Below are 25,862 nucleotides of genomic sequence, written 5' to 3'. Positions count from 1 at the left end.
TGTTGCTAAGCTGCGGCGTTGGGGAAGCGGTAGCTCTTGAACTGGTCGCGCAGCGCGGTCTTCAGGATCTTGCCCGTTGCCGTGTGCGGAATGCCGTCGACGAAGGCGACGTCATCGGGCATCCACCATTTGGCGATCTTGCCCTCCATGTATTTCAGGATGTCCTCGCGCGTCGTCGTCTGGCCGGGCTTCAATTGCACGATCAGCAGCGGGCGCTCATCCCATTTCGGATGATAGACGCCGATGACGGCAGCCTCGGCGACCGCGGGATGGCCGACCGCGAGATTCTCCAGGTCGATCGAGGAGATCCATTCGCCGCCGGACTTGATGACGTCCTTGGAGCGGTCGGTGATGCGCATGTAGCCATGCTCGTCGACGGTTGCGACGTCGCCGGTGTCGAAGAAGCCTTCATCGTCGAGGATGTTGCTGTCGACCTTGTAGTAGGCCTTCGACACCGCGGGCCCGGACACCTTGAGCCGGCCGAAGGTCTTGCCGTCCCACGGCAACTCGGTGCCGGCATCGTCGGTGATCTTCATCTCGACGCCGAACGGCGGGAAGCCCTGGGTCTGCAGCACGTCGAGCTTGGCGTCGCCGTCGGCGGCGAGGAACGGCGGCTTCAGGGTAGCGAGCGTGCCGATCGGGCTCATCTCGGTCATGCCCCAGGCATGGCGCACGCCGATACCCATGTCGAGGAAGGCCTGGATCATCGAGCGCGGCATCGCCGAGCCGCCGCACACCACCATCTTCAGATGCGGCAGTTTGAGGTTATGCGCCTGCATGTGCTGCAGCAGCATCAGCCACACCGTCGGCACGCCGGCGGTGTAGGTCACCTTCTCGGTGTCGAGCAGCTCGTAGACGGACGCGCCGTCGAGCTTGGGGCCGGGCATCACCAGCTTGGTGCCCATCGACGGAGCGGAGAAGGCAATGCCCCAGCTGTTGGCATGGAACAGCGGAACCACCGGAAGCATTGTGTCTGCTGCGGACGTACCGAGTGAATCCCGGCTATTGGCCATCAACGCATGCAGCACGTTGGACCGATGCGAATACAGCACACCTTTCGGATCGCCCGTGGTGCCGGACGTGTAGCACATCGCGGCTGCGGTGTTCTCGTCGAAGGTCCCCCAGGCGAAATCGCCGTCGGCCTCGCCGATCCACGATTCGTAGGCGACGGCGTTCTTGAGCGTCGTCTGCGGCATGTGCGCGGCGTCGGTCAGCACGATGTAGCGCTCGACGCTCGGCAGCTTGTCGGCGAGCTTCTCGAGGATCGGCACGAAGGTCAGATCGGTGATGACGATGCGGTCCTGGGCATGGTTGATGATCCAGCCGATCTGCTCGGGAAACAGGCGCGGATTGACCGTGTGACAGATCGCGCCGATTCCCATGATGCCGTACCAGACCTCGAGATGACGGCCGGTATTCCAGGCGATCGTGGCGACGCGGTCGCCCAGCTTGATGCCGTCGCGCGTCAGCTTCTGCGAGACCTTGAGAGCGCGGTCGTGGATCTGCCGGTAGGTGGTGCGAACGATGGGGCCCTCGACCGAGCGGGTCACGACCTCCTGGGAGCCGTGGATTGTCGCCGCATGCTCGATGATCCGGTGACAAAGCAGGGGCCAGTCTTGCATCAAACCAAGCATCAGGTCGTTCCTCCGGTATTCGCTTGCAGCGAGGGTCTTTTGGTCTCTTTGGTCAATTTTAGCGCGCGCCGCACCCGACGCAAATGGGCTTGTGATGGCCACGACGTCGCGCCGGGCGTGATGGTTAGCGCTGTGGCCGTGGCGATCGCATTGAGCTGGCTCATGGCGGCGCCGGCGGCGGCCGCGAAATCGGCGCACCGCAGCCCGCCCACGGCCGCCGAGCCCGCAGCGAAGCTGGCCGACGGTGTTGCCAAGGTGCCGCTTCCGCAGCCGCGGCCTGCCGATGCGCCGGCGCGGGCAGCGGCCAAGGGGGAGGATGCCGCCCCGCGCGACGCGGCCAGCGCCGGTCCAAAGGTGGATGCCCAAGCCCCGCCGCCGCCTTCGGCCTGCAGGCTGGCCCTGACCGAAGAGGTCGCGATCGCGCCGTCGATTCCGCCGATCAAGGGGCCAGGCGGATGCGGCGGCGAGGACCTGGTGCGGCTGGAGGCGGTGGTGCTGCCTGACAAGCGCAGGGTGGCGCTGACGCCCGCGGCGACCATGCGTTGTCCGATGGCGACCGCGGTCGTCAACTGGGTGCGCAACGATGTGGCGCCGCTGACCGAACGGCTCGGCAGCGCGGTCACTGCGCTCGACAATTTCGATTCCTATCAGTGCCGCGGCCGCAACAATGTCAGCGGCGCGCAGCTATCGGAGCACGGCCGTGCCAATGCGCTGGACGTCCACGGCTTCAAGCTGGCCGACGGCCGCATGATCGATCTCACCGACCGAAATCAGCCGCGCGATTTGCGCGAGTCCGTGCTGCACGCGGTCTGCACCCATTTCTCCACGGTGCTCGGCCCCGATTCGGATTGGTACCACGAGGACCACATTCATCTCGACCTGATCGAACGCCGCAACAACTACCGCATCTGCCAATGGGACGTGCTCGACCCGCTGCCGAAGGTCGCGCCCCTGATGCCCGCCGCCAGGCCCGACGACGCGCCGTCACGCGAGACCGCGCAGGCTGGCACCGAAAATGTCCGGAAGACCGCGAGCACCGACGCCGAACACAACAGCAGCGGTCGCGCCGGTACCGACGAGAAGGCCGAGCCGCCGGCCACCGCGCAGAGCCCTTCTGCTGACGACCGCTCCGGACGGGCCGATACGGAAGCGCAGCCTCCGGCCGCAAAGCCCGCCGGAACGGTCCGCAATCGGCAGACCGCGTCGAAGTCTGCGCCTGAACAGCAAAAGTCCGGACGCGTCGCCGCAGAGACGCGCGCGCCGACCGTAGCGTCCGACAAGGCACGGAATACAGCCGGGCGGGACCAGCGCGCCCTGAACAGCTCAAGTGGGGAACGGGCTTCGCCATCGAAGCCGGCTCCACGGAAGCGCCATCACGGCCGGCGTGGCTGGGATCCGTTCCGCGGATTGTTCTAGCCCCAAACAAAAAGGCGCCGGGTGACCGGCGCCTTGGAAAGGCTGCTAAACGCGCTTCTCGGCTTTTGAATATCGTACCGGCTTCAGCCGGGGCTCACTGCATCGCAGCGAAGGTGCCGCCGCCCTGCAGCGCCATCTGCGGCTTGTAGGGCGAATCACCCTTCTTCGGATCCAGCACCACGACGATGGTGCCGACCTTCACCCGGTTATAGAGGTCGATCGCATCCTCGTTCGTCAGGCGAATGCAGCCCGAGGAGATCGAGGCGCCGATATATTCCGGCTGGTTGGTGCCGTGGATGCGGAACAGCGTGTCCTTGCCGTTGGCATAGAGGTACATCGCGCGCGAGCCCATCGGATTGTCGGGACCCGGAGCGACGAAGGTCGGAACGCCCAGGCGCTCGATCTCGCCCTTGGTCGGATGCCAGGCCGGCCATTCGGTCATGGCGCCGACCTTCGCGATGCCCGACCACGCCATCGCCTCTTCGCCGACGGTGATGCCGTAGCGAATCGCCTTGCCGCCATCGAGGACGTAATAGAGGTAGTGGCTGTCGGAATCGACGACGATCGAGCCCGGGGCTTCCTTGCGGTGATACTCGACGATCGCGCGCCGATAGGGCTCGGCCACCGGCGTGTTGGTGTAGCGGATCTTCGCGAGAAGCTCCTTGTCCTTCGGCTTGAAGGCCTGCGTGTTGGTCGCCTCGTACGTCGTGGCCTGCATGCAGCCCGACAGCATCAGGCCGGCGGCCAGGAGTCCGAGTTTCACCTTCAGCGACATGTCACCAATTCCAATTGACAGCTGACGTTGCAATGGTACGGCCGCGCCACTGCAGCGCGATTCCACATGTCCCATTATCGTCAAAATCGTTCTCAATTCCAGCCGATACACGCACAGGTCACGCTGCAGCGCCGCGATTGTTGCTTTTTTGCCGCAAAAATGCGGGCAGTCATCCACAGCTGTGCTCCGAATGGCACGATCGTCTCTCTCCCGGGGCGTTGCCCTTGAGACCATGGCCTTCGCGAGAAAGCCCATGGACCGGGCCGGCAAGCTGCGTCACAAGGCGGCAGCATCCCGCCGCTAAGTCCCCGAAAATTCACGTTTCGCGATTCGGAGTTTTGTCCATGTTCTCGGTGTTCGTTCCGTCCGAAGCCGCGCTGAAGAAGCTGGCGATCACCGATCCCGCGGCTCTGCCCGACAATGCGGTCTGGGTCGACCTCGTGAACCCGAGCAGCGCCGAGGACCGGGCCGTGGAAAAGCTGGCCGGGATCGCGGTGCCGACCCGCGAGGACATGCAGGAGATCGAGATCTCGAGCCGTCTCTACATCGAGAACGGGGCCCGCTACATGACGGCCACGCTGATGTGTCACTCGGACTCCGATATGCCGAGGACCACGGCAGTCACCTTCATCCTGGCGGGCCACCGCCTGGTGACGGTGCGTTACGACCAGCCGCGCCCGTTCGCGGTGGTGGAGGCCAAGCTCGCCCGCAACTGTGCGCCCGGGATCACCGGCGAGATGGTGCTGATGGAGCTGCTCGACGCCGTGATCGACCGCTGCGCCGACATTCTCGAGAAGGTCGGGGCTGATATCGATCAGGTCAGCCACGAGATCTTCGAGCCGAACAATGAGCGTCACGGACACGCCAAGCAATATTCGCAGATTCTGATCGCGATCGGGCGCAAGGGCGACCTGACCTCGAAGGTGCGTGAGAGCCTGGTGTCGATCGGCCGCCTCGTCACCTTCCTGTCTGCGGTGGTCGAAGGCGTGAAGTGGTCGAAGGACATGCGCGAGCAGCTCAAGACCATGCAGCGCGACGTCGCCTCGCTGACCGACCACGCGTCCTACCTCGCGAGCAAGATCACCTTCGTGCTGGATGCGATGCTCGGCGTCGTCAACCTCGAGCAGAACAACATCATCAAGCTGTTCTCGGTGATGGCGGTGGTCCTGATGCCGCCGACCTTGATCGCATCGATCTACGGCATGAACTTCAAGATGATGCCGGAGCTCGAATGGGTGCACGGCTATCCGATGGCGTTGGTGCTGATGCTGATCTGTGCGATCGTGCCGTACTACATCTTCAAATTGAAGAAGTGGCTGTAGCGCAGCCGAGCTGGAATCGCCGGCCGCCCCAGGCCGCTCGCCCGCGCGAAGGCTGCGGCAAAGCGCCATCCGCAGCGCCTCATTCGTGCCCCGTTGTTAGCTGCGTGGGCGACATGTTCGTTGGTCGCGTGCCGCCGACTGATAGTCGCTATGCACTGCAAGTGTCACAAGCGGCAACGTGCAACGCATAACAGAAATACTTGTTAGGCCAGCCGCAACGCCGCTGCAAAGCCGCCCCAATTCCTCAGGTAAAATTTGACGGGAACCCTGAACGTTTGATCGAAACTTCTCTGCGATAAATCTGCTCGTGAGCATGACCGACTACGAGCGTCTCGGCGCGTGGCATGCAAGGCAGAGCTCGAGGGCGCGTTCATCGCGCCTTATCCAAGAGGCGGCAATGGTTGAGAAACGCATAACGGCATCGAACAACGTGATCGAGCTGGCCAACTATCAACGCAGCCGCGCCGATATCGTCGTGGCCCATGCGCTGTCGCCGCGCACCTGCCGCTATTGCGGCGCCGAGCTCGATGACGACGAGCGCGAGGATGATTGCTCCAGCGCCCTCAACGTCGAGTCCGACCGCCTGCGCTGGCGCGCCGCGCAGATCCTTCGTGGCCTGGTGTGCGAAGGCTGAACGACTGTTCTCGGCCGAGCGGTATCCCGGCATGCCGCCCGAAAGTCCACGATCGGAAATTCAGCAGCCGATGTCATCCCTTGAACAGCGCTCCCTCCGGGGAGCGCTGTTTTGTTTGTGGCGGCCGAATCGATCTTCGGAAACGGTGTTAATCGCCGCTTCGCACGGCCATCTGGAACTTGCCGCGCGCGGCAATCCGCCGTGAACCAAACCGGAGACGGGCAGGCCCCTCCGCGGCGACGGTCTCAGACGTGCTGGCCGCCGTTGATGTGGATCTCGGCGCCGTTCACGTAGGAGCTGGTCTCCGTGCACAGCACATAGATGATCTTGGCGACCTCGTCGGGGGTGCCGAGGCGCTGCATCGGGATCTGCTCCTGCACGATCTTCTCGGTGCCCGGCGACAGGATCGAGGTGTCGATCTCGCCCGGCGCGATCGAGTTGACGCGGACGCCGACGCGGCCGAAATCCGACGCCATCTCGCGGGTCAGCGCGGCCAGCGCCGCCTTGGAGGTCGCGTAGGCCGCGCCGGCGAAGGGATGCACGCGCGAGCCGGCGATCGAGGTGACGTTGACGACGGAGCCCTTGGCCGCCTTCAGCTCCTTGATCAGGCCGCGCGCCATCATGATCGGCGCGAAGAAGTTGACGCGGAAGACGTGATTCCAGGTGTCGAGGTCGGTGTCGACGGTGCCGAGCCGGGCGCCGCCGGCGCCCTTCGGCGAGATCGCGGCGTTGTTCACCAGCGCATGCAGCTCGCCACTGTCCATGCGCTGTTTGACCTCCTCGATCGCCCGCAGCGTGTCCTCGGGATCGGCAAGGTCGACCTGGATGTGGTCTTCGGGACCTGCGCCCCACGGACATTCCTCGGGGAAGGGATGCCGCGAGCAGGTGATGACGCGCCAGCCGGCGGAGGAGAATCGGATGACGGTGGCATGACCGATGCCGCGGCTGGCGCCGGTCAGCAGCATCGTGCGCCGCGGCTGGTTCGAAGGAGTCGGCATGAACTGGGTCTCTCACGATCCCGGACGGATCAACTTACCACAATGGTTGCAGGTGCGACGCTCGATTCACGCACGCGCGGGCGATTCGTCCGACAAGGCATCAGACGCCGGCAGCCGGGCGCTGGCGCGCTCGGCGATGTCTCACGGATACATCCGCACCTTGGTCCACGGCTGGTCGGCGGCGTCGCGGCGGAATTCGATGCGGTCGTGCAGGCGGAACGGCCGGTCGTGCCAGAACTCCATGCTGATGGGCGCGATGCGCCAGCCGCTCCATCCCGGCGGCCGCGGCACCTCGCCGATGATGTATTGCGTGGCGACCTTGGCGATCGCCTGCTCGAACGCGAACCGGCTCTCCAGCGGCTGCGACTGCTTGCTGGCCCAGGCGCCGAGCTGCGCCTGCTTCGGCCGGGTCGCGAAATAGGCGTCGGCCTCCTCGTCGCTCACCGGCGTCACGAGGCCGCGGATGCGGACCTGGCGGCGCAGCGACTTCCAGTGAAACAGCAGCGCGGCCTTCGGATTGGCGGCGAGCTCACGGCCCTTCTGGCTGGCCTTGTGGCTGTAGAAGACGAAGCCGTCCTGGTCATAGCCCTTCATCAGCACCATGCGCACGTCGGGCAACCCGCTATCGTCGACCGTCGCCAGCGCCATCGCATTCGGATCGTTGGGCTCGCTCTTGCTGGCCTCCGCAAACCAGTCGGCAAACAGCGCAAACGGCTCGCCGGCCTGGGTAAAATCGGCCGATGTACCGGATGTTAAGGTTGTCTGGTGTTTGATGCTCGTGAGGTCGGTCATGTCTTTGGGGAGTCCGAGTTTTGCGTTCACCCGCGGCCAAGCGCGCGCAAGTCCATCCGGGTCCGGTCCTATATAGGGCATCGGTCCGACTTGGCCTATCCGCGATCGGTCATGCCGGCACCGCTTTGACACTCATTCTAATCGGCCTGTCCGGCGGCGGCTGCAGCCTGACTCGCCCTGAAACGGCCTTTGCCAAGATGGACGATGCGGAGATCACCGGCGCGGTCAGCCCGCCGCCCGAGCGCGAGCCGACCGAAGCCGATCTCGCTTTTGCCCGCAACGCCGCGTCGGACGTGCTGACCAGGGGGAGCAAGGATTCCAGCCAGCCCTGGCAGAATCCGCAGACCGGCGCTCGCGGCTCGGTGACGCCGATCGCCAAGTCCTACACGGCCGACAACGGCCGCACGTGCCGCGATTTCCTCGCGAGCTACGTCAACGGCAAGACGGAGCGCTGGCTGCAGGGCTCGGCGTGCCGTATCGAGCGTGGGCGCTGGGACATCCAGACGCTCAAACCCTGGCAGCAAAGCTAGCCGGGACCATCAGGAACCCGTTGCAAAAATACAACGGACTCCCCAGATGAAATGCAAAGCGGGCGGGGAGCCCATAGGTTAGTATCTGACTTTCTGTAAGGAGACGTGACGGATGCGCGACCCCTATGAGGTCTTGGGGGTGCCGCGAAGCGCCAGCGCTGCGGCCATCAAGAGCGCCTATCGCAAGCTCGCCAAGAAGCACCATCCCGACAGCAACAAGGATGATCCGAAGGCATCGGCGCGGTTTGCCGAGATCAATTCGGCCAACGAGATCCTGGGCGACGAGGAGAAGCGCAAGCAGTTCGATCGCGGGGAGATCGACGCCGAAGGCAAGCCGCGCTTCCAGGGCTTCCCTGGCGGCGGCGCCGGCCGCGGCGGGCCGGGGGGCGGATTCGAGAATTATACCTTCCGCAGCGGCGGCGGGCCGGGTGGCGGCTTTGGCGGTGGCGGATTCGAGGACATCCTGAACAGCATGTTCGGCGGCGCTGGCCCGCGCGGTGCACGTGGCGGCGGCAGCTCGTTCGAGTTCGACACCGGCGGCGTCGGCCTCGACCTCGATCTGAAGGTTGCGATGTCGGTCTCGCTCGAGGAGTCCGTGAAGGGCGGCGAGAAGCGCGTTCGGCTGCCGTCGGGCAAGGAGCTCAACGTCAAGGTCCCCGCTGGCGTCACCGCCGGCCAGCAGATCAGGCTGAAGGGGCAGGGCGAGAGCGCGCCCGGACACCGGCCAGGTGATCTCCTGATCACGATCCAGATCGCGCCGCATCCGTTCTTCAAGGTCGAGGGCAGCGACCTCAGGCTCGATCTGCCGATCACGCTTTACGAGGCGGTCCTGGGCGCCAAGGTGAGGGCGCCGACGCTCGGCAGCGCGGTCGAGCTGTCGATCCCGAAGAACACCTCCAGCGGCCGCACCTTCCGGCTCAAGGGCAAGGGCCTGCCCAAGAGCGATGGCTCGGCCGGCGATCTGTTCGTCACCACCCGGATCGTGCTGCCCGACGGCAACGATGCCGAGCTCGAAGCCCTGATGACCAAATGGCGTGACCGTCATCCCTACAATCCGCGCAGCAATCTCTCCTGAGGTTGCGCGTTGTAGGCCACTCGGCTTAAAGTTGAGGGGGCGAGCTGGAAAGCTGAGAGAAAAAGTGCGGCCTCGAAAGGGGGACCAGCGCGGTACAAAACCCCGATCGAGGCCGCTTCCGTGTCGATCGGCGGATCGAACACTCCTCATTTTTTCGTGAACATTTGGCGCTATATTGAGACGTGCCGGTGACCTGATTCCAGATTTCCGGTGACCGAATTGCGGCGCCGACCTTGGCGTGTCTCCCGCCCGGGCGAGGCGGGGATCGGTACGCTTTCGCGCAGCGTTTGCGGCCATCCTGCAAACGCTTCTGATCACGGCCGTAATCGCGCCGAGGCCGGCACCTCGCGAAATCGGGCAATGGTCCGCCGCTAGCCGCCCGCCCGTTCGGACTGGTCATAAACAAGGCGCGCGACCTGGGTGAGACGCGTCCGGTCGCTGCTGCCACTGACGACGTAGCTGACGCCGCGCTCCGCCCAGGACAGTGCAGCGGTGTTGCCCTGCGCCGTATAGCGCATCTCGGCCGCCTCGATCCCGACCTTGGTCGCATACACTGTGAAGCGCTCGCCGGAGGTGCTCTCGTACATCAGGAAGGACGCCGGACCGGTCGGCCCCGGCAGCAGCCGGCCGCCGACGAGCTTCAGTCCGGTGGTTTCCAGCTCCGGCGCCTGCACGGTGCGGCCGCAGCGCCGCGTCAGCCATTGCTGCAGATGGGCCTTCTCGTCGCCGGGGACCTCAACCGGATGGCGCACCTCCACGACGTAGAGTCGGTGCGCATCGAGCGCCTCGCCGGCGAGGGCCTGCAGCGGCGACGGCGAGGACGCAGCGCCACGCGCGACCCAGCCGACCGCGCCGCCGGCCGCGAAGGCCGCCACGCTTGCCGCCATGGCTGCGACGACCCAGCGCCGCGGCCGGCGCTCCAGACCGTCGAGGTCGAGCCGCGGCGGCACCGGCTCGTTGACGATGGAATCGTAGCGGGCATGGAGCGCCTCAGCCATGCTGCGCCAGGATTGCACGCGCTCGGCGTCCGCCGGATGCGCGGCCAGCCAGCGCTCGACGTCGCTGCGGCGCTCGGCCGGCAGCTCGTTGTCGACGTAGGCGTGCAGCTCGTCTTCGGTGACGGGAATGGTCGGCTCGGTCATCATCGGGATCTCGTTGCAATCGAGCGGCTGCGGCGATGCGCGGTCGCTGCAGGCTTGGGCAGCCGAACATGGCAGGGCGGCTTTTGTGCAGTGGTCATTTCACCCTCCGCAGCGCCGGCCGCTCGCCCTCGAGCACGGCACGGACATGGGCGCGGGCGCGGGCGAGGCGGGACATCACGGTGCCGATCGGGACACCCTGGATGTCGGCGACCTCGCGGTAGCTCATGCCTTCGAGCACGACGAGGAGAAGCGCCGCGCGCTGCTCCTCCACCAGGGTCGCCAGCGCGCGCTCGATGTCCCGGCCCTCGGCCTCAGTGCCGCTGGCGTCGGCATTGTCGTCCTGGAGCGGCATGAAGTGAGGTCGCCGTGCCAGGGAGCGCCGGCGGTTCTTGTTCAGATTGGTCAGGATCGTGTACAGCCAGCTCCTGATGTCGCCGCCCAGGAACAGCCGTTCCGAGCGCAGCGCCCGCACCAGCGTGTCCTGGACCAGCTCGTCGGCCGCGTCCATGTCGCGCGCCAACGCCCGGGCATAACGGCGCAGTGCCGGAATCATGGTCTCGACGCTCTGGCGGAACGCGTTCATGGACTGCCCTGCGGCTGTTCGCTGCGATGACAAGGGCGCAGGCCGCAGCCGGCGCCTTGCAAAGATCATAACCCCGCGATCTCAGGCCTATTCCAGCCGGGCAAGCTGGCTGGACGTTTGCCACAGAGCGGGCGGAATGGGGCTGTACCGGGCCAGACCGGTGGTGTACGTCCAGTCCTCAGAGCATGATGCGCTTCCACGGAAACGCATGATGCTCATCTCCTTGTTTGAGCATGATCTTTCGGAAAACCGGTTTCCACTTTTCCGGATCATGCTCTCATAATCAGTTCGATGGGAAGCCGCATGGCGCAGATTTCAGGTTTGATGCAGGGCAAGCGCGGGGTCGTCCTCGGCGTGGCCAACAACCGGTCGATCGCCTGGGGCATCGCCAAGGCCGCCCGCGCGGCCGGCGCGGAAATCGCGCTGACCTACCAGGGCGACGCGCTGAAGAAGCGCGTCGAGCCGCTGGCGGCCGAGCTCGGCGGCCTCGTGCTCGGCCATTGTGACGTCACCGATCCATCGACCATCGATGCCGTGTTCGACGTGCTCAAGGAGAAGTGGGGCAAGATCGATTTCGTCGTGCACGCCATCGCCTTCTCCGACAAGGACCAGCTCGACGGCCGCTACATCGAGACCACGCAGGACAATTTCTCCAAGAGCATGCTGATCAGCTGCTACTCGCTGACCGCGATCGCGCAGCGCGCCGAGAAGCTGATGACCGACGGCGGCTCGATCATCACCCTGACCTATTATGGTGCAGAGAAGTGGATGCCGCACTACAATGTGATGGGCGTCGCCAAGGCCGCGCTGGAAGCCAGCGTGCGCTATCTCGCCGCCGATCTCGGCGAGAAGAGCATCCGCGTCAACGCGATCTCGGCCGGCCCGATCAAGACGCTGGCCGCGTCGGGCATCGGCGACTTCCGCTATATTCTGAAGTGGAACGAATACAACGCGCCGCTGCGCCGGACCGTGACCATCGACGAGGTCGGCGACAGCGCGCTGTATCTCTTGTCCGACCTGTCGCGTGGTGTCACCGGCGAGGTGCATCACGTCGATTCCGGCTATCATGTCGTCGGCATGAAGCGGCCCGAGGCGCCCGACATCTCGCTCAGCAACTCCGTCGGCGCCAAGGACTAACGTCAACACGCAATGCCACGGCCCATGATCTACTACATCCGCCACGGCGAGACGGAATGGAATGCGCTCGGCCGGCTGCAGGGCACGCAGGACATTCCGCTGAACGCGCTCGGGCGGGTGCAGGCGGTGCAGGCCGGCAACCTCCTGGCCGAGCTCGCTGCGCGCAACGGCCATGATGCGGCGCGCCTGCCTTACGTCGCGAGCCCGCTCAGCCGCGCCCGCGCGACCATGGAACTGGTGCGTGAGACCCTGAGGCTGCCAGCCGAGGGCTATGCGCTCGATGCCCGGCTGCGCGAGATCGGCTACGGCAAATGGGAAGGGGCGACGCTGCCGGAAATGCAGGCGGCCGATCCCGCCTTCTATGCCCGGCGGCTGACCGACAAATGGTCGCTGGCGCCCGAGGGCGGCGAGACCTATGCCGACGTCGAGCGCCGCGTGCGCGACTGGTACGATGGGCTGTCTGGCGATATCGTGGCGGTCGCCCATGGCGGCACGGCGCGGGCGCTGATGGTCGCGCTGGGCTTCGAGACGCCGCACGGCGCCGTCGACCTGCCGATCCAGCAGGGCGCGGTCTATGTGTTCGGCGAGAACGGCTTCGAGAAGTACAGTTAGTTTGTCCCCGTCATTCCGGGGCGCGTCGTGAGAGGCGAAACCGGAATCTCGAGAGTCCGGGTCTGGTCCTTTGGACCGTCCCGGAATGACGGTTTTTCCGATTGGGTGATCAGCTCATGTCCTTCAACACCTTCGGCCACATGTTCCGCGTCACCACCTTCGGCGAGAGCCATGGCGTGGCCATCGGCTGCGTGGTCGACGGCTGTCCGCCGCGGATCCCGCTGCAAGCGGAGGAGATCCAGCGTGATCTCGACCGCCGCCGTCCCGGCCAGTCGCGCTTCACCACCCAGCGCCAGGAGCCGGACCAGGTGAAGATCCTGTCCGGCGTGATGGCCGATCCAGACACGGGAGCGCAGGTCACCACCGGCACGCCGATCGCGCTCCTGATCGAGAACACCGATCAGCGCTCCAAGGACTATTCCGGGATCAAGGACAAGTTTCGTCCCGGCCATGCCGACTTCACCTACGAGGCCAAATACGGCCTGCGCGACTATCGCGGCGGCGGCCGGTCCTCCGCGCGCGAGACCGCGACGCGCGTTGCGGCCGGCGCGATCGCGCGCAAGGTCCTGCCCGACGTGAAGGTGCGCGGCGCGCTGGTGCAGATGGGGCCGCACAAGATCGACCGCGGCAACTGGGACTGGGACGAGGTCGCGCGCAATCCCTTCTTCTGCCCCGACAAGGACAAGGCAGCGTTCTTCGAGGACTATCTCGACGGCATCAGGAAGTCCGGCTCGTCGATCGGCGCCGTGCTCGAGATCGTCGCCGAGGGCGTGCCGGCGGGACTTGGCGCGCCGCTCTACGGCAAGCTCGATGCCGATCTCGCCGCGGCGATGATGAGCATCAACGCCGTGAAGGGGGTCGAGATCGGCGCCGGCTTCGGTGCGGCCGAGCTGACCGGCGAGGAGAATGCCGACGAGATGCGCTCGGCCAATGACGGCACGCGCTTCCTCTCCAACAATGCCGGCGGCATTCTCGGCGGCATCGCCACGGGACAGCCGATCGTGCTGCGCTTCGCGGTCAAGCCGACCTCGTCGATCCTCACCCCGCGCCAGACCGTCGACCGCTCAGGCCAGGAGACCGAGATCCTGACCAAGGGCCGTCACGACCCCTGCGTCGGCATCCGCGCGGTTCCCGTCGGCGAGGCGATGATGGCTTGCGTGCTCGCCGATCACCTGCTGCGCCATCGCGGCCAGGTGGGGTAGGTTAATCGTTCTCGCCGTACACATACGACGCCTTCAGCCCGAAGGTCACGATCGAGAGCGTGACCCACAGCCGCAGCATCGCGAACGAGAAGATGAACACGAAGAACACCAGGTTCTTGGTGAACTGACTGGCCTCGGTCTGCCCGAACGTCCAGATCAGGCCACGGACGGCATTCTGGCCGTGGCCCAGTCCGATGTTGACCAGGCCCAGCACCAGCACGGCGGTCCCGAGCCATAGCCCGCGCCGGGCGAACTCACCGAGTGCGGGGAAGAACGCGGTCCGGCCATTGTTGCGCTCGGCCTGCAGGATCATCAGCAGCACCAGCGCTGCGATGAATGCGCTCCAGAACCGGCCGAGATGCGTGAACTGGTCGAAGGCCATGCCATCCAGTCCGGCCATCAGATGGGGGCTCTGTCCCGCATAGGGCGTGAACACCAGGGCTAGCGCAGCCGCGATCATCAGCAAGGCGATCCGCCATAGCACGGCCAGGGACAATCGAAGCTGGTCGGTGACGCTCAGCTCGCCGAGGTTCGTCTGGCCGCCGCTTGCCTCGATACAGCGCTGCGCCGTGACGATGAAGGCGTGCAGCACGGCGACCGCGGCCACGACCAGAGCGGGCAGGCTGGCCGGTCCGCCGGCAAACGCGATCACCCGCATTGCCGCGGCGAGGATGAGCCATGGCAGCGCCGGCAGTAGCCGCAACGGTCCGAACGAGGTCTGAGGAACAATGGTGGATGATACGCTGCGGGGGGTCTCTCTCATCGTGTCAGGATACCGCGCGGAGCTGAACGGCCTTCCTCGCAAATGGCTAAAATTGCCGCCACGCCGCGTGCGTCTCGCTGTCTCCATGAGCTGTCACGAAGAGCCTCACCAAGGGCCATCACGACCCCTGCGTCGGCAATCCGCACGGGCCCGGTGGGCGAGGCGATGATGGCCTGCGTGCTCGCCGATCATCTGCTGCGCCATCGCGGCCAGGTCGGTTGGTCGCGCACGGAGTACCTGTTTACTGTTGTCACGTCCGTCGCTTAATCTCAGCCCATGGACACTTCCAAGCTGCGGGACATCAAGGACTGGCTGGTCGATGGTGCGCGCTCCGCGGCGACGCCGAGCCAGATGATGTCCGAATGCTGCGAGCGCCTGGTCGGGCTCGGCATCCCGTTGTGGCGCGTCGGCGTGTTCGTCCGCACCCTTCATCCCGATATCGCCGGCCGCAGCTTCATCTGGCGCCAGGGCGCCGAGGTCGAGATGGGCACGGTCGATTTCGGTTTCGAGAGCACCCCGGCCTACACGGACAGTCCGCTCGCGCTCGTGTTCGAGCATGGCAGGGAGTTCGGGGCCGATCCTCGCCATCCGCAGGCGGAGCGTTTTCCGATCCTGATGGATCTGCGTGCCGAGGGCGTGACCGACTATCTCGCCTTGCCGATGACCTTCATCGATCGCGCGGTCCATGCCTCGAGCTGGACCACCAAATCTCCAAGAGGCTTCACCGACGCGCAGCTGAACGCGATCCGGTCGCTGATGCCTGCGCTCGCACGCTACACCGAGATCGTCACGCTGCGCCGGACCGCCTCGATGCTGCTCGACACCTATGTCGGCAACAGCGCCGGCGAGCGCATCCTCGGCGGCCAGATCCGCCGCGGCCACACCGATACGCTCGATGCGGCGATCTGGTTGTCGGATCTGCGCGGCTTCACGCCGCTGTCGGACCGGCTGCCGGCCGAGAACGTCGTCGACATCCTCAACCAGTACTTCGACTGCCAGGTGGATCCGATCCGCGAGCAGGGCGGCGAGGTGCTCAAGTTCATGGGCGACGGCCTGCTCGCGGTGTTCCCCATTCGCGCGCAGGGCGGCGATCCGAGCGAGGTCTGCGGCCGCGTGCTCACGGCGGCGCGGGCGTCGCGCGCCCGCGTCGACGCGCTGGAATATGCGGTCGGCGACATCGGGGAGCGGTTTCGTTTCGGCGTGGCGCTGCATGTCGGACGGTTGCTCTATGGCAATATCGGCGGCGGCAACCGGCTCGACTTCACCTGCATCGGCCCCGCCGTCAATCTCGCCGCAAGGCTGGAGAAGATGGCCGCGCAGCTGAAGCGCACGGTGGTCGCGTCCGAGGCCTTTGCCGGCGCCTGTCCCGAGCCGCTGACCGATCTCTGGACCGATCTCGGCGAATTTCCGATCGCTGGCCTCGCGACCGCGCAACGCGTGTTCGGGCTGCGCGAGGAAGGGAATTAGTTCGCCGGCTCAGGTCTCCGGCTCGGTGGTGAACAGCAGCGGATATCCCTTGGCGCGGCCGGCATCGGTCGCGCGCGTCGCCTTGGTCTCGGCGACGTCCTTTGTGAACACCGCCACCACGCAGACGCCGAGCTTATGGGCCGTGATCATGACCTTGTAGGCCTGGTCCTCGGTCATGCGGAATTCCGCCTTCAGGATCATCACCACGAAATCGCGCGGCGTGAAATCGTCGTTGACGAGGATCACCTTGTAGAGCCGCGGACGCTCGGTCTTGGTGCGTACCTTCGTCTTGGGCTTGGTGACGGCATCGTTCATTTGAAGGGCGCGCCTGTGTTCCTGATGCGGCAGTCACGCCACGATACAGGCTTCGAACGCTCCGGGAAACCACGGGCTGCATGCCTTGCGCGATGGGCGCACGCGGCTGCCTGACATCCGGGAAATCCAGGGGACTAACCGGAATGTGAATGGATGTGTGCGTTCCCGCTTTGCGCTCTGCGGATTGCATGTCACCATCATCAGACGCGATTGGAGGGCAGCTCATGCGCTGGTGGATCTCGATCGGGGTGGCGTGTCTGGCGGGCGCCTTGGCTGGCGGCGACGTCGCCAGCGTCGTGGCCGCGCCGAGGACCCAGCCGGCGCAGCAACTGAGCGAGAAGGAAGCCTCCGTCGACGTTGAGCTCATCCTCGCCGTCGACGTGTCCTACTCGATGGATCTGGACGAGCTGGCGATCCAGCGCGAAGGCTACGCCCAGGCGCTCAGCTCGCGCGAGTTCCTGCAGGCGCTGAAGAACGGCGTGCACGGCCGCATCGCCGTGACCTATTTCGAATGGGCGGCCTCGAGCGACCAGAAGATCATCATTCCATGGCGCCTGATCGACGGACCGGAAAGTGCCGACGCCGTCGCCGCCGAGATCATGAAGACGCCGATCCGCCGGGCGTCGCGCACCTCGATCTCGGGCGCGATCTACTTCGCCATGCCGTTGTTCGATGAGAACCCCTATCGCGGGCTGCGCCGCGTCATCGACATCTCCGGCGACGGGCCCAACAACAACGGTCCCTCGCCGGTGACGATCGCGCGCGACGAGGCCGTCAACAAGGGCATCACGATCAACGGCCTGCCGATCATGGTCAAGGAGCCGTCCTACTCGACCATGGATATCGAGAACCTCGATCTCTACTACAAGGATTGCGTCACCGGCGGCCACGGCTCGTTCGTGGTCACGATCAAGAGCCGCGAGGAGTTCAAGGAGGCCATCCGCACCAAGCTGCTGATGGAGGTCGCCGGACGGGCACCGCCGCCGCGCATCGTGCCGGTCGCCGATGACGCCGACAAGGAGCCGCGCGTGTCCTGCACGATCGGCGAGAAGATCTGGCAGGATCGCTGGGGCCGGTGACCCGGGCTGCGCCACACCGGCGCCCCTGATCCGCCATCGACCGGCGCGCAGCGCTTCACACCGCCTGTCCTGGTCGGAGGCGTGCACTGCGCACCCATCGGACGCGTGTCGGGTGCAAGGATTGGTATCCCGATCTCGTGTGGAAAAACCCCGTCCTGTTGCCGATCCGGCGAATCTGTGACCTCACAGCCACACATGATCTGAAAACCAGGGGTTGCATGGCGCCAAAATTCTCTTTGCCACTGTGCCGCCGCGATTGGGCCGCGACCATGAGCGGGTTGAGGCGGAGGCGCACAGAACATGCGTATCATCGACCGGACAGCAGGTCCCTCGTCAGTCGTCCATGGCCCGGGTGCAGGGCTCGCATCCCAACTTCTGAGGCCAGCGCTGCTGTGTGCGGCGGCGGCTTCGCTCGCCGCCTGCGCGCAATCGTCGGCGGTCCGGCAGGCGCGCTGGGCGGCGCCGACGAAGCAAGCTGCCGCCGAATTCCGGCCGCAGGTGCAGCGTGCGGAGACGGCGCCGGAGTCGGTGGTGCGCGTCCAGCAGGCCGAGCTCAGCCCGCCTCCAGCCCACGCCACCTCGTCGGGCCTCGCCAGCTACTACTCGGAAGGCCGCAAGACCGCGAGCGGCGAACGCTTCGATCCCTCCGAGCTGACGGCCGCCCATCGCAGCCTGCCGTTCGGCACCCGTTTGCAGGTCACCAACGTCAAGACCGGCCGCTCGGTGGTGGTGCGTGTCAACGACCGTGGACCGTTCGTGCAGGGCCGGGTGGTGGATGTGTCCTACTCCGCCGCCCAGGCGCTCGGCATGATCCACACCGGCGTCGCCCCGGTGAAGGTCAGCGTGGTGCGGTAGCAGTCATAGACACGGCAGCGCCGCTGCTTGACCTCTCGTGTTTCTTGAGTGGCCGGGATCTCGCAGCGGCGGCAGTGCACCTCGCCCCGCTTGCGGGGAGAGGTCGGATTGCATCGAAGATGCAATCCGGGTGAGGGGGACAGGTCTATCCACGCACACACCCGGTGCGTTTGCCCCTGCTGACACTTCCCGTGCGGCTGCCTCTCACCCCAACCCTCTCAGCGCGAGCGAAGCTCGTCGCGCCCCCGTAAGAACGGGGAGAGGGTGCGCACCGTTCGTGCCGAGCAAGCTCTGCGCTCAACTAATAGGCATCCCGCATCACCGCCTCACCGCACCAGCCGCGCCACCAACTCCACATGCGGCGTGTGGCGGAACTGGTCGACGGGGACGACCGTCTCGAGCTTGTAGCCGCCGTCGATCAGCATGCGGACGTCGCGGGCGAAGGTGGTGACGTTGCAGGACACCGCGACGATCACCGGCGCCTTGCTGGCCGCGAGCTGCCTGGCCTGGGCCTGCGCGCCCTGGCGCGGCGGGTCGAACACGACGGCATCGATGTCGCGCAATTCCGGCGGCATCAGCGGGCGGCGGAACAGGTCGCGCGCCTCGGCCTTGATCGGCTTGAGGCCGGGCGTCCCGGCCGCCTTCTGCAGCGCCGCGATCGCGCCGGCATCATTGTCCATGGCGGTGACGCGCGCCCGCGTGGCGAGCCGCAGCGCGAACGGGCCGACGCCGCAGAACAGGTCGGCGACGTGCTTGGCCTTGCCGGTCCGCTCCATCACGAGCTGCGCCAGCGTCTCCTCGCCTTGCACGGTGGCCTGCAGAAACGAGCCGGGCGGCAGCGTCACCTGCGCCGTGCCCATCGTGACAACTGGCGCATTGCGCATCAGCACCAGCTCGCCGTGGCGCGTCAGCCGCGCCAGTCGGTGCTGTTCGGCGAGGCGGGACAGGGCCGCGATGCGCGGCGGCGGCAGCGGGCCGGAGCCGCGGATGTCGATGTCGAGGCCGTTGCTGGTCGCGGTCGCCTGGATGTCGAGCGGCTTGCCGGTCGGCTTCAGCGCCTCAGCCAGGGCCCATGCGGCTTCCAGCGCACCGTCCAGAGCAGGATCGAGGATCGGGCAGCGGTCGATCGGCACGATATCGTGGCTGTTCGCGGCCGAGAATCCGACCCTGAGAACGTCGTGCGTGCCCATCCGGGCGTGGAAGGTGGCGCGGCGCCGGCCGGCGCCGTGGGCATCGATCAGATCGGCCACGTCGCAGTCGACCTTGGCGGCCCGTAGCGTCTCGACGATGATGTTGCGCTTCCATTGCTGATAGGGCCCGGGCATCCAGTGCTGGATGGCGCAGCCGCCGCACACGCCGAAATGCGCGCAGAACGGCGCGATCCGCTCGGGACTCGCCGTCTCCACCGCGAGCAGCTTGCGGCGATCGGGATGGCCGGGCACGACGGCCGTCTCCACGGTCTCGCCGGCCAGCGTGTAGGGCACGTACAGCGCCTCGCCCGATGACAGCGACACGCCATCGCCGCGATGGCCGACCTGGTCGATGACGAGACGTTCAACCATGGCGGCGCGCTCCCAGGAAGAATTCGGCGTTGCCGTCGCCGCCCTTGATCGATGACGGAAAGATCGCGATTTCGCTGCAGCCGAGCGAGGCGGCGAAGGCGGCGATGTCATCGCACACGGCTTGATGGACGGCTGCATCCTTGATGATGCCGCCCTTGCCGTGCTTTCCCTGCGCCTCGAATTGCGGCTTGATCAGCGCCAGCAGGCTCATCGGCGAGGCGGCGAGCGATAGCGCGGCCGGCAGCACCGCCTTGAGCGAGATGAAGCTGCAGTCGATCACGACGATGTCGGGGCGCTGCGCCAGCCGCTTGCCGTCGTAGCTGCGGATGTCGGTCTGCTCCATCGAGATGATCTTCGGGTGATTGCGCAATGACGGGTGCAACTGGTCGCGGCCGACGTCGACCGCGAACACGAGCGCCGCGCCATTCGCCAGCAGCACCTCGGTGAAGCCGCCGGTGGAGGCGCCGACATCGAGGCAGACATGGTCCTCGACCTCGATGCCGTAATGCTCCAGCGCCGCCGCCAGCTTGACGCCGCCACGCGACACCCAGGGATGCGCCGGCTCGGCTTGCAGGACGGCGTCGGCGGGAATGCTCTCCGAGGCTTTGCCGACCTGCTTGTCGTTGGCGAACACGAGCCCCGCCTCGATCGCCGCCTGCGCCCGCGCGCGGCTCTCGAACAGGCCGCGTTCGACGAGGAGGATGTCAGCGCGTTTGCGGGCAGGGGTCATGGGCGGTTTGATGAATGGTCATGAGTTGTGGAGTGGTCATGAGTTGTGGAGGTCGCGCAACCATTCCGGTGTCGTCCCGGGCAAGCACTGGCGCGCATCGCGCGTCGGTGCGCCGACCCGGGACCCATAACCACAGGACGTAGTTTGTAGGAAGATGGCAACTACGTGTCTGCCCAACACACCGTCCTGTGGTTATGGGTCCCGGCTTTCGCAGGGACGACATGGGAGTTCGTGTCATCGATCGTGCCACCACGCGAGACTCGTAGGGTGGGCAAAGGCGCGTGCACCGGTGTTTCCGCAAGCTCGTATCGCAATTGACGCGCCGTGCCCACCATCTCGATTGCAGAGCGTGGATGGACGGTGGGCACGCTGCACCTGGCGGCGCCGCTTTGCCCACCCTACGAGACCGTGGCCAGCCGCTCCGCCGCTAGCTTCACGCACAGCTCGAACGCCGAGAGATCGTTCCAGACATTCGCCGGCCGCTCGCGCGGCAGCACCAGTGGATGGCCGCGCAGCTCGAGCGCGTGGATCATCATGAGATTGTCGGGCAGGCCGAAATCCTCGACCGTCAGGCCTTCGCCATCGACCAGGCGGCCGTCCTGCTCCGTCACCGCCGTGAAGCGCCGGGCTCGATCGGCGTAGATGGCCGGGTCGTTGCAGTAGCCGAGACACAGCTTGCCGGATCCGGCCATGTAGCCGAACTCATAGACCGTGCCGGCATCGGCGCCGGGGCCGCGGAACGGCGTGAGATTGGCGATGATGGCATCGGCGTCGTCCATCATCGCTTCGTTGCCATGGAAGATCTGGCGCGAGGCGTCGGAGGAGGCGAGGTCGATGCTGTTGTCGAGGGAGTAAAGGCCGATCATGCCGTGGCGGTCGCAGATCGCGGCCTTCCGCCGGCCGATTTCAATGGCATCCGGCAGGAACACGTCGGGACCTGCCAGATAGATCTTCATGGCTCACCGCTGCGGGACGCAAGCCCGCCCTCAGGCGAGCTTGACCGACTCGGTCGCGTAGTCCTTGCCGAGCGCCTCGAACACCTTGCGGACGATGCCCTTGGCGTCCAGCCCGGCGCGGGCGTACATCGCCGCCGGCGTGTCGTGGTCCTGGAACTCGTCGGGCAGCACCATCGAACGCATCTTCAGGCCGCCGTCCAGCATGCCCTGGTCGGACAGATACTGCATCACGTGCGAGCCGAAGCCGCCGATCGAGCCTTCCTCGATCGTGATCAGGATGTCGTGCTCGCGGGCGAGCTTCATCACCAGCTCCTCGTCGAGCGGCTTCATGAAGCGCGCATCGGCGATCGAGGCGGAAAGGCCATGGGCGGCGAGCTCGTCGGCCGCCTTCTCGCACTCGGCCAACCGGGTGCCGAACGAGAGCAGAGCGACCTGCTTGCCCTGGCGGATCATGCGGCCCTTGCCGATCGGCAAGGGAACGCCAACCTCGGGCATTTCCACGCCGCGGCCTTCGCCGCGCGGATAGCGCACCGAGCTCGGCCGGTCGTTGATCGCGACCTGGGTCGCCACCATGTGTACCAGCTCGGCCTCGTCGGAGGCCGCCATGATCACCATGTTCGGCAGGCAGCCGAGATAGGCGTTGTCGAACGAGCCGGCATGGGTGGCGCCGTCGGCGCCGACCAGGCCGGCGCGGTCGATCGCGAAGCGCACCGGCAGGCTCTGGATGCAGACGTCGTGGACGATCTGGTCGTAGCCGCGCTGCAGGAAGGTCGAGTAGATCGCGCAGAACGGCTTGTAGCCTTCCGCCGCGAGGCCGGCGGCGAAGGTCACCGCATGCTGCTCGGCGATGCCGACGTCGAAGGTGCGCTTCGGGAACGCCTTGGCGAAGATGTCGATGCCGGTGCCCGAGGGCATCGCGGCCGTGATGCCGACGATCTTGTCGTCCTTCTCGGCTTCCTTGACCAGGCTCTGGCCGAACACGTTCTGATAGGCCGGCGCGTTCGGCTTGGCCTTGGCCTGGGTGCCGGTGGCGATGTCGAACTTGGCCACCGCGTGATATTTGTCGGCCGCCGCTTCCGCGGGCGAGTAGCCCTTGCCCTTCTGGGTCACGACGTGGACCAGGATCGGGCCGGTCTCCATGTCGCGGACGTTCTTCAGCACGGGGAGCAGATGGTCGAGGTTGTGGCCGTCGATCGGGCCGACGTAGTAGAAGCCGAGCTCCTCGAACAGCGTGCCGCCGTCCATCATGAAGCCGCGCGAATATTCCTCGACGCGGCTGGCGCGGTTGGCAATCACCTTGGGCAGATGCTGGCCGAGCTGCTTGGCGGCATCGCGCAGGGTACGGTAGGTCTTGCCCGAGTAGAGGCGGGACAGATAGGCCGACATCGCGCCGACCGGCGGCGCGATCGACATGTCGTTGTCGTTGAGGATCACGATAAGGCGGGAGTTCATCGCGCCGGCGTTGTTCATCGCCTCATAGGCCATGCCGGCGGACATCGCACCGTCGCCGATCACGGCGATCACGTTGTTCTTGCCGCCCGACAGGTCGCGCGCCACGGCCATGCCGAGGCCGGCGGAAATCGAGGTCGACGAGTGCGCAGCGCCAAACGGATCGTAGTCGCTCTCGGCGCGCTTGGTGAACCCGGACAGGCCGCCGCCGGTGCGCAAGGTGCGGATGCGGTCGCGGCGTCCGGTCAGGATCTTGTGCGGATAGGCCTGGTGGCCGACGTCCCAGATCAGGCGGTCGCGCGGGGTGTCGAATACGTAATGGATGGCCGTGGTCAGCTCGACCACGCCGAGACCCGCGCCGAAATGGCCGCCGGTCACCGAGACCGCGTCGATGGTCTCCTGGCGCAATTCGTCGGCGACCTGCCGGACCTGCTCGACCTTCAGCCGGCGCAGATCTTCCGGGGTCTTGATGGTGTCGAGAAGCGGCGTCTTACTAAATGTGGTCACGGTGACATTCCAATTTTGCAGGTCGGGTTCAAGGGCCGACATCTGAGAGGTTCATCGTAACGGGCGGCGAAACCTGAGGTCTTGAAGGTCACATCCGCGCGGATCGAAGCCGCAGTCCGAAGACTAGCCGGGTTTGGGATCGATCTATGTGATGTAAGTCACTCTTGGTGGCCTTGCCGTCCTCGTTAGTCGCCCAAGATCGCCAAGTCGTTCAGCCAAGTGAGTTTTGCTAGCTCTTGCAAGCGCTTAGATTCCTCTCTCTGGAGAGGATGGACACTTCCAAAAACCCGCAGTTGCGAGAAGCTTTACACCAAAGAGCGTCTTAAAGCCAACCCGGCGGGCGTTGGCAAGCCCGCAAACGGTACCTTTGCGCCACGTCTCAACCGCGGCGGCGTGCCGGAGGTTCCAGTGCGCTGCTCAAATCGACGGCAGCCAGCGCTCCGCAATAGACCGGGGACGCGAGCTCGGTCCAGGCTTTTTCCCGCGGCACAGAATCCGCCGATGCGGCGATTGCGCGCGCCGCGGCGCGGTGAGCCATGCGTTCGCGTAAGGGGATCGGTCCGCGGACGATCATGAAGAAGTCGCCGGCGTGCGGCCTTTCGTGGGCCGTCACGAAGCGGACGCGGAAGGCCTATGAGCGCAGCACGTTGTCATGATCGGGCCCGGACGCTTGCAGCCGTGGACCGGCGCGATCATGGGATCGGGGACGCCATGGTCGAACTGCCAGGATCCAATCGTGTCGCATGGTAAACGAAGCACGTAGCGGCGGCTCTCGATCGGTGAACGCGGGGCAGAGACTTCGCCAGGGGGCACTTGGCGGCCAAGCCCGTCGACAATGCAGCTGCTCCGATGTGCGGCCGAATTGCACGATTGAGAGGCGCTCCGACCGCGCGTGAAAGTCGCGCCGGACGGCAGCGAAATAAATCCGGACTGTTGCCCGGAGAGGCCCGCCGCTAGCCGCTATTGCACGTCGAGCGGTACGGTTCCCGCCGCATGGCCGCTGGCGTCGGTCGTGATCTTCTCGACCCGGGCCTCGGCCTGGCGCAGCAGTTCCTCGCAGCGCCGCTTCAGCGCCTCGCCGCGCTCATAGATCGTCACCGACTCCTCGAGCGGCACCTTGCCGTCCTCGAGCCGCTTCACGATCGTTTCCAGCTCCTCGATCGCGCGCTCGAACGACAGCTTCTTGACGTCGGTTACGGTGTTGTCCGCCATGCGGGTTCCCTGCAGCTCACTCAACTTCGGGGCCGTGCTTTTACACCCCGCTCGCGGCCCTGTCAGGCCCTGCCGGGGTGGATCGGCCGGAACCTGGGGATTACGCCCCGGTCAGCGCCGCGACGTGGGCCGCGACGGATTCCTTAAGCCCCTGAAGGTCATAGCCGCCCTCCAGGACCGAGACGACGCGGCCGCCGGCGGTCTTGTCAGCCAGATCCATCAGCTTGCGGGTGACCCAGCCGAAATCCTCGGCCCGCAGGTTGAGCGACGCCAGCGGATCGCGATAATGGGCGTCGAAGCCGGCCGAGATGATCACGAGCTCGGGGCTGAACTTGGTGAGCTGCGGCAGGATCAGGTTCTCGAAGGCGGAGCGGAACTCGAGGCTGCCGTCCTCGGAGGCGAGCGGCGCGTTGACGATGGTGTCGTGCTCGCCGCGCTCGTCGCGGGCGCCGGTGCCGGGGAACAGCGGCATCTGGTGGGTCGAGCAGTACATCACGCTCTTGTCGGCCCAGAAGATGTCCTGGGTGCCGTTGCCATGGTGGACGTCGAAATCGACGATGGCGGCGCGCGCGATGCCGAAGGTGCGCTGGGCGTAGCGCGCGGCGATCGCGACATTATCGAAGAAGCAGAAGCCCATCGGCTTGGCGATCTCGGCATGGTGCCCGGGCGGGCGCACCGCGACGAAAGCGTTGCGGTGGCGGCCGGACATCACCGACTCGGTCGCCGCGACCGCGCCGCCGACGCCGCGCATCACCGCTTCCCAGGTGCCCGGCGACATCGAGGTATCGCCGTCGAGATAGATGATCCCCGAGGTCGGGGCCATATGGCGCAGCTCGGTGACGTAGTGCTCGTTGTGGCAGAGCAGGGCGAGCTCGATGTCCGCCTCCGGGGCTTCGTCGCGATCGAGCAGGGCGAAGCGCTCCTCGGTCAGGGCCTCCTCGACGGCGCGCAGGCGGTCGGCGCGCTCGGGGTGGCCGGACGGCGTGGCGTGATCGAGGCAGGCTTCATGAGAGAGATACAGCGTCGACATCAGGGCTCTGCCACTCGCGCGTTGCGGGAGTGCCCAATCTATGCGCTGAACGCAGCCTCGGAAAGAGCCCCGCGGGCGATATGAC

General features: G+C 66.1%; 25 protein-coding genes and 1 pseudogene. 12 read left to right on the top strand and 14 right to left on the bottom strand.

The window, feature by feature from the left end:
• Positions 1-5 precede the first annotated feature (5 nt).
• Complete coding sequence (locus tag ACQR1F_RS25475) at positions 6-1,634, bottom strand: fatty-acid--CoA ligase (protein WP_315752068.1); 1,629 nt, start codon at positions 1,632-1,634, stop codon at positions 6-8.
• Between ACQR1F_RS25475 and ACQR1F_RS25470 the strand changes: the two genes are divergently transcribed.
• Positions 1,581-3,050 (top strand): extensin family protein, encoded by a 1,470-nt coding sequence (locus ACQR1F_RS25470; RefSeq protein WP_434914069.1) that lies wholly within the window; start codon positions 1,581-1,583, stop codon positions 3,048-3,050. The two genes, ACQR1F_RS25475 and ACQR1F_RS25470, sit on opposite strands and share 54 nt — an antisense overlap.
• A 94-nt stretch (positions 3,051-3,144) precedes the next feature.
• Here the strand turns inward: ACQR1F_RS25470 and ACQR1F_RS25465 are convergent, their stop codons facing one another.
• Positions 3,145-3,825 carry a L,D-transpeptidase gene (locus tag ACQR1F_RS25465; RefSeq protein ID WP_315802304.1) on the bottom strand — a complete coding sequence of 227 codons (681 nt, stop codon included), beginning with the start codon at positions 3,823-3,825 and terminating at the stop codon, positions 3,145-3,147.
• Positions 3,826-4,169: 344 nt separating this feature from the next.
• Between ACQR1F_RS25465 and ACQR1F_RS25460 the strand changes: the two genes are divergently transcribed.
• Together ACQR1F_RS25460 and ACQR1F_RS25455 are read left to right on the top strand one after the other, a co-directional pair.
• Complete coding sequence (locus ACQR1F_RS25460) at positions 4,170-5,147, top strand: magnesium transporter CorA family protein (RefSeq protein WP_315802305.1); 978 nt, start codon at positions 4,170-4,172, stop codon at positions 5,145-5,147.
• A 313-nt stretch (positions 5,148-5,460) separates the two neighbouring features.
• Complete coding sequence (locus ACQR1F_RS25455) at positions 5,461-5,781, top strand: hypothetical protein (protein ID WP_409997915.1); 321 nt, start codon at positions 5,461-5,463, stop codon at positions 5,779-5,781.
• Between the two features lie 245 nt (positions 5,782-6,026).
• On the opposite strand, the gene ACQR1F_RS25450 is transcribed toward ACQR1F_RS25455, so the two are convergent.
• Complete coding sequence (locus tag ACQR1F_RS25450) at positions 6,027-6,779, bottom strand: SDR family NAD(P)-dependent oxidoreductase (protein ID WP_315802306.1); 753 nt, start codon at positions 6,777-6,779, stop codon at positions 6,027-6,029.
• Between the two features lie 141 nt (positions 6,780-6,920).
• The gene (gene pdxH, locus ACQR1F_RS25445) at positions 6,921-7,571 is read right to left on the bottom strand and encodes a pyridoxamine 5'-phosphate oxidase (RefSeq protein WP_434914068.1); all 651 of its coding nucleotides are present in this window, start codon (positions 7,569-7,571) and stop codon (positions 6,921-6,923) included.
• Positions 7,572-7,696: 125 nt separating this feature from the next.
• Between pdxH and ACQR1F_RS25440 the strand changes: the two genes are divergently transcribed.
• Both ACQR1F_RS25440 and ACQR1F_RS25435 read left to right on the top strand, forming a co-directional pair.
• A complete protein-coding gene (locus ACQR1F_RS25440; protein ID WP_434914067.1) occupies positions 7,697-8,101 on the top strand; it encodes an RT0821/Lpp0805 family surface protein in 405 nt (134 codons plus the stop codon).
• Positions 8,102-8,213: 112 nt separating this feature from the next.
• Positions 8,214-9,176, top strand: coding sequence for a DnaJ C-terminal domain-containing protein (locus tag ACQR1F_RS25435; protein ID WP_434914066.1), 963 nt, complete (start codon positions 8,214-8,216; stop codon positions 9,174-9,176).
• Between the two features lie 371 nt (positions 9,177-9,547).
• Here ACQR1F_RS25435 and ACQR1F_RS25430 read toward each other — a convergent pair whose 3' ends face one another.
• The gene (locus ACQR1F_RS25430; RefSeq protein WP_316218403.1) at positions 9,548-10,321 is read right to left on the bottom strand and encodes an anti-sigma factor family protein; all 774 of its coding nucleotides are present in this window, start codon (positions 10,319-10,321) and stop codon (positions 9,548-9,550) included.
• Between the two features lie 91 nt (positions 10,322-10,412).
• Positions 10,413-10,901 (bottom strand): sigma-70 family RNA polymerase sigma factor, encoded by a 489-nt coding sequence (locus tag ACQR1F_RS25425; protein WP_315802311.1) that lies wholly within the window; start codon positions 10,899-10,901, stop codon positions 10,413-10,415.
• A gap of 303 nt (positions 10,902-11,204) precedes the next feature.
• On the opposite strand from ACQR1F_RS25425, the gene fabI reads away from it, so the two are divergent.
• From fabI to aroC, 3 genes are all read left to right on the top strand, one after another.
• Positions 11,205-12,038: an enoyl-ACP reductase FabI gene (gene fabI / locus ACQR1F_RS25420; protein WP_315802312.1), complete on the top strand. Its 834-nt coding sequence runs from the start codon at positions 11,205-11,207 to the stop codon at positions 12,036-12,038.
• Between the two features lie 12 nt (positions 12,039-12,050).
• Positions 12,051-12,650 (top strand): histidine phosphatase family protein, encoded by a 600-nt coding sequence (locus tag ACQR1F_RS25415; protein WP_434914065.1) that lies wholly within the window; start codon positions 12,051-12,053, stop codon positions 12,648-12,650.
• 116 nt (positions 12,651-12,766) lie between these two features.
• Positions 12,767-13,852 carry a chorismate synthase gene (gene aroC / locus ACQR1F_RS25410; protein ID WP_315802314.1) on the top strand — a complete coding sequence of 362 codons (1,086 nt, stop codon included), beginning with the start codon at positions 12,767-12,769 and terminating at the stop codon, positions 13,850-13,852.
• 1 nt (position 13,853) lies between these two features.
• On the opposite strand, the gene ACQR1F_RS25405 is transcribed toward aroC, so the two are convergent.
• Positions 13,854-14,615 carry a hypothetical protein gene (locus ACQR1F_RS25405; protein ID WP_434914064.1) on the bottom strand — a complete coding sequence of 254 codons (762 nt, stop codon included), beginning with the start codon at positions 14,613-14,615 and terminating at the stop codon, positions 13,854-13,856.
• A gap of 95 nt (positions 14,616-14,710) precedes the next feature.
• Between ACQR1F_RS25405 and ACQR1F_RS25400 the strand changes: the two are divergent.
• Both ACQR1F_RS25400 and ACQR1F_RS25395 read left to right on the top strand, forming a co-directional pair.
• Positions 14,711-14,882, top strand: a pseudogene (locus ACQR1F_RS25400) (chorismate synthase); the annotation flags it as partial.
• Between the two features lie 9 nt (positions 14,883-14,891).
• Entirely contained in the window at positions 14,892-16,082 is a 1,191-nt protein-coding gene (locus tag ACQR1F_RS25395; protein WP_315802316.1) for an adenylate/guanylate cyclase domain-containing protein, read from the top strand.
• Positions 16,083-16,091: 9 nt separating this feature from the next.
• Here the strand turns inward: ACQR1F_RS25395 and clpS are convergent, their stop codons facing one another.
• On the bottom strand, positions 16,092-16,397 hold the full coding sequence (gene clpS / locus ACQR1F_RS25390) for an ATP-dependent Clp protease adapter ClpS (protein WP_035654766.1): 306 nt from the start codon (positions 16,395-16,397) through the stop codon (positions 16,092-16,094).
• A gap of 224 nt (positions 16,398-16,621) precedes the next feature.
• Between clpS and ACQR1F_RS25385 the strand changes: the two genes are divergently transcribed.
• Both ACQR1F_RS25385 and ACQR1F_RS25380 read left to right on the top strand, forming a co-directional pair.
• Complete coding sequence (locus ACQR1F_RS25385) at positions 16,622-17,476, top strand: DUF1194 domain-containing protein (RefSeq protein ID WP_315802317.1); 855 nt, start codon at positions 16,622-16,624, stop codon at positions 17,474-17,476.
• 300 nt (positions 17,477-17,776) lie between these two features.
• Positions 17,777-18,331, top strand: a complete 555-nt coding sequence (locus tag ACQR1F_RS25380) for a septal ring lytic transglycosylase RlpA family protein (protein WP_315802318.1) — start codon at positions 17,777-17,779, stop codon at positions 18,329-18,331.
• Between the two features lie 326 nt (positions 18,332-18,657).
• Here ACQR1F_RS25380 and ACQR1F_RS25375 read toward each other — a convergent pair whose 3' ends face one another.
• The 6 genes from ACQR1F_RS25375 to ACQR1F_RS25350 all read right to left on the bottom strand — a co-directional run bounded on the left by ACQR1F_RS25375 (position 18,658) and on the right by ACQR1F_RS25350 (position 25,777).
• A complete protein-coding gene (locus ACQR1F_RS25375) occupies positions 18,658-19,893 on the bottom strand; it encodes a class I SAM-dependent RNA methyltransferase (protein WP_315802319.1) in 1,236 nt (411 codons plus the stop codon).
• Positions 19,886-20,623, bottom strand: a complete 738-nt coding sequence (locus ACQR1F_RS25370; protein ID WP_315802320.1) for a TlyA family RNA methyltransferase — start codon at positions 20,621-20,623, stop codon at positions 19,886-19,888. Before ACQR1F_RS25370 ends, ACQR1F_RS25375 begins: the two co-directional genes overlap by 8 nt.
• A gap of 398 nt (positions 20,624-21,021) precedes the next feature.
• Positions 21,022-21,579 (bottom strand): nucleoside 2-deoxyribosyltransferase, encoded by a 558-nt coding sequence (locus ACQR1F_RS25365; protein WP_434914063.1) that lies wholly within the window; start codon positions 21,577-21,579, stop codon positions 21,022-21,024.
• A gap of 30 nt (positions 21,580-21,609) precedes the next feature.
• A complete protein-coding gene (gene dxs / locus ACQR1F_RS25360) occupies positions 21,610-23,535 on the bottom strand; it encodes a 1-deoxy-D-xylulose-5-phosphate synthase (RefSeq protein ID WP_315802322.1) in 1,926 nt (641 codons plus the stop codon).
• 960 nt (positions 23,536-24,495) lie between these two features.
• Positions 24,496-24,747: an exodeoxyribonuclease VII small subunit gene (locus ACQR1F_RS25355; protein ID WP_315802323.1), complete on the bottom strand. Its 252-nt coding sequence runs from the start codon at positions 24,745-24,747 to the stop codon at positions 24,496-24,498.
• Positions 24,748-24,847: 100 nt separating this feature from the next.
• Positions 24,848-25,777 (bottom strand): histone deacetylase family protein, encoded by a 930-nt coding sequence (locus tag ACQR1F_RS25350; RefSeq protein ID WP_434914062.1) that lies wholly within the window; start codon positions 25,775-25,777, stop codon positions 24,848-24,850.
• Positions 25,778-25,862: the final 85 nt, after the last annotated feature.

Origin of the sequence: Bradyrhizobium sp. HKCCYLS3013 (assembly GCF_051167615.1) — a bacterium.
Taxonomy (GTDB): Bacteria; Pseudomonadota; Alphaproteobacteria; order Rhizobiales; family Xanthobacteraceae; genus Bradyrhizobium.
The sequence above is the reverse complement of the archived record's forward strand: the minus strand, read 5'-3'. Positions and strand labels throughout refer to the sequence as shown.

Bases quoted from the DNA above. Each gene is read 5' to 3' on its own strand.
- ACQR1F_RS25470 (WP_434914069.1), top strand. From the start codon at position 1,581: ATGCTCGATGATCCGGTGACAAAGCAGGGGCCAGTCTTGCATCAAACC.
- ACQR1F_RS25475 (WP_315752068.1), bottom strand. From the start codon at position 1,634: ATGCTTGGTTTGATGCAAGACTGGCCCCTGCTTTGTCACCGGATCATC.
- ACQR1F_RS25465 (WP_315802304.1), bottom strand. From the start codon at position 3,825: ATGTCGCTGAAGGTGAAACTCGGACTCCTGGCCGCCGGCCTGATGCTG.
- ACQR1F_RS25460 (WP_315802305.1), top strand. From the start codon at position 4,170: ATGTTCTCGGTGTTCGTTCCGTCCGAAGCCGCGCTGAAGAAGCTGGCG.
- ACQR1F_RS25455 (WP_409997915.1), top strand. From the start codon at position 5,461: ATGACCGACTACGAGCGTCTCGGCGCGTGGCATGCAAGGCAGAGCTCG.
- ACQR1F_RS25450 (WP_315802306.1), bottom strand. From the start codon at position 6,779: ATGCCGACTCCTTCGAACCAGCCGCGGCGCACGATGCTGCTGACCGGC.
- pdxH (WP_434914068.1), bottom strand. From the start codon at position 7,571: ATGACCGACCTCACGAGCATCAAACACCAGACAACCTTAACATCCGGT.
- ACQR1F_RS25435 (WP_434914066.1), top strand. From the start codon at position 8,214: ATGCGCGACCCCTATGAGGTCTTGGGGGTGCCGCGAAGCGCCAGCGCT.
- ACQR1F_RS25430 (WP_316218403.1), bottom strand. From the start codon at position 10,321: ATGATGACCGAGCCGACCATTCCCGTCACCGAAGACGAGCTGCACGCC.
- ACQR1F_RS25425 (WP_315802311.1), bottom strand. From the start codon at position 10,901: ATGAACGCGTTCCGCCAGAGCGTCGAGACCATGATTCCGGCACTGCGC.
- fabI (WP_315802312.1), top strand. From the start codon at position 11,205: ATGGCGCAGATTTCAGGTTTGATGCAGGGCAAGCGCGGGGTCGTCCTC.
- ACQR1F_RS25415 (WP_434914065.1), top strand. From the start codon at position 12,051: ATGCCACGGCCCATGATCTACTACATCCGCCACGGCGAGACGGAATGG.
- aroC (WP_315802314.1), top strand. From the start codon at position 12,767: ATGTCCTTCAACACCTTCGGCCACATGTTCCGCGTCACCACCTTCGGC.
- ACQR1F_RS25405 (WP_434914064.1), bottom strand. From the start codon at position 14,615: ATGAGAGAGACCCCCCGCAGCGTATCATCCACCATTGTTCCTCAGACC.
- ACQR1F_RS25395 (WP_315802316.1), top strand. From the start codon at position 14,892: ATGGACACTTCCAAGCTGCGGGACATCAAGGACTGGCTGGTCGATGGT.
- clpS (WP_035654766.1), bottom strand. From the start codon at position 16,397: ATGAACGATGCCGTCACCAAGCCCAAGACGAAGGTACGCACCAAGACC.
- ACQR1F_RS25385 (WP_315802317.1), top strand. From the start codon at position 16,622: ATGCGCTGGTGGATCTCGATCGGGGTGGCGTGTCTGGCGGGCGCCTTG.
- ACQR1F_RS25380 (WP_315802318.1), top strand. From the start codon at position 17,777: ATGCGTATCATCGACCGGACAGCAGGTCCCTCGTCAGTCGTCCATGGC.
- ACQR1F_RS25375 (WP_315802319.1), bottom strand. From the start codon at position 19,893: ATGGTTGAACGTCTCGTCATCGACCAGGTCGGCCATCGCGGCGATGGC.
- ACQR1F_RS25370 (WP_315802320.1), bottom strand. From the start codon at position 20,623: ATGACCCCTGCCCGCAAACGCGCTGACATCCTCCTCGTCGAACGCGGC.
- ACQR1F_RS25365 (WP_434914063.1), bottom strand. From the start codon at position 21,579: ATGAAGATCTATCTGGCAGGTCCCGACGTGTTCCTGCCGGATGCCATT.
- ACQR1F_RS25355 (WP_315802323.1), bottom strand. From the start codon at position 24,747: ATGGCGGACAACACCGTAACCGACGTCAAGAAGCTGTCGTTCGAGCGC.
- ACQR1F_RS25350 (WP_434914062.1), bottom strand. From the start codon at position 25,777: ATGTCGACGCTGTATCTCTCTCATGAAGCCTGCCTCGATCACGCCACG.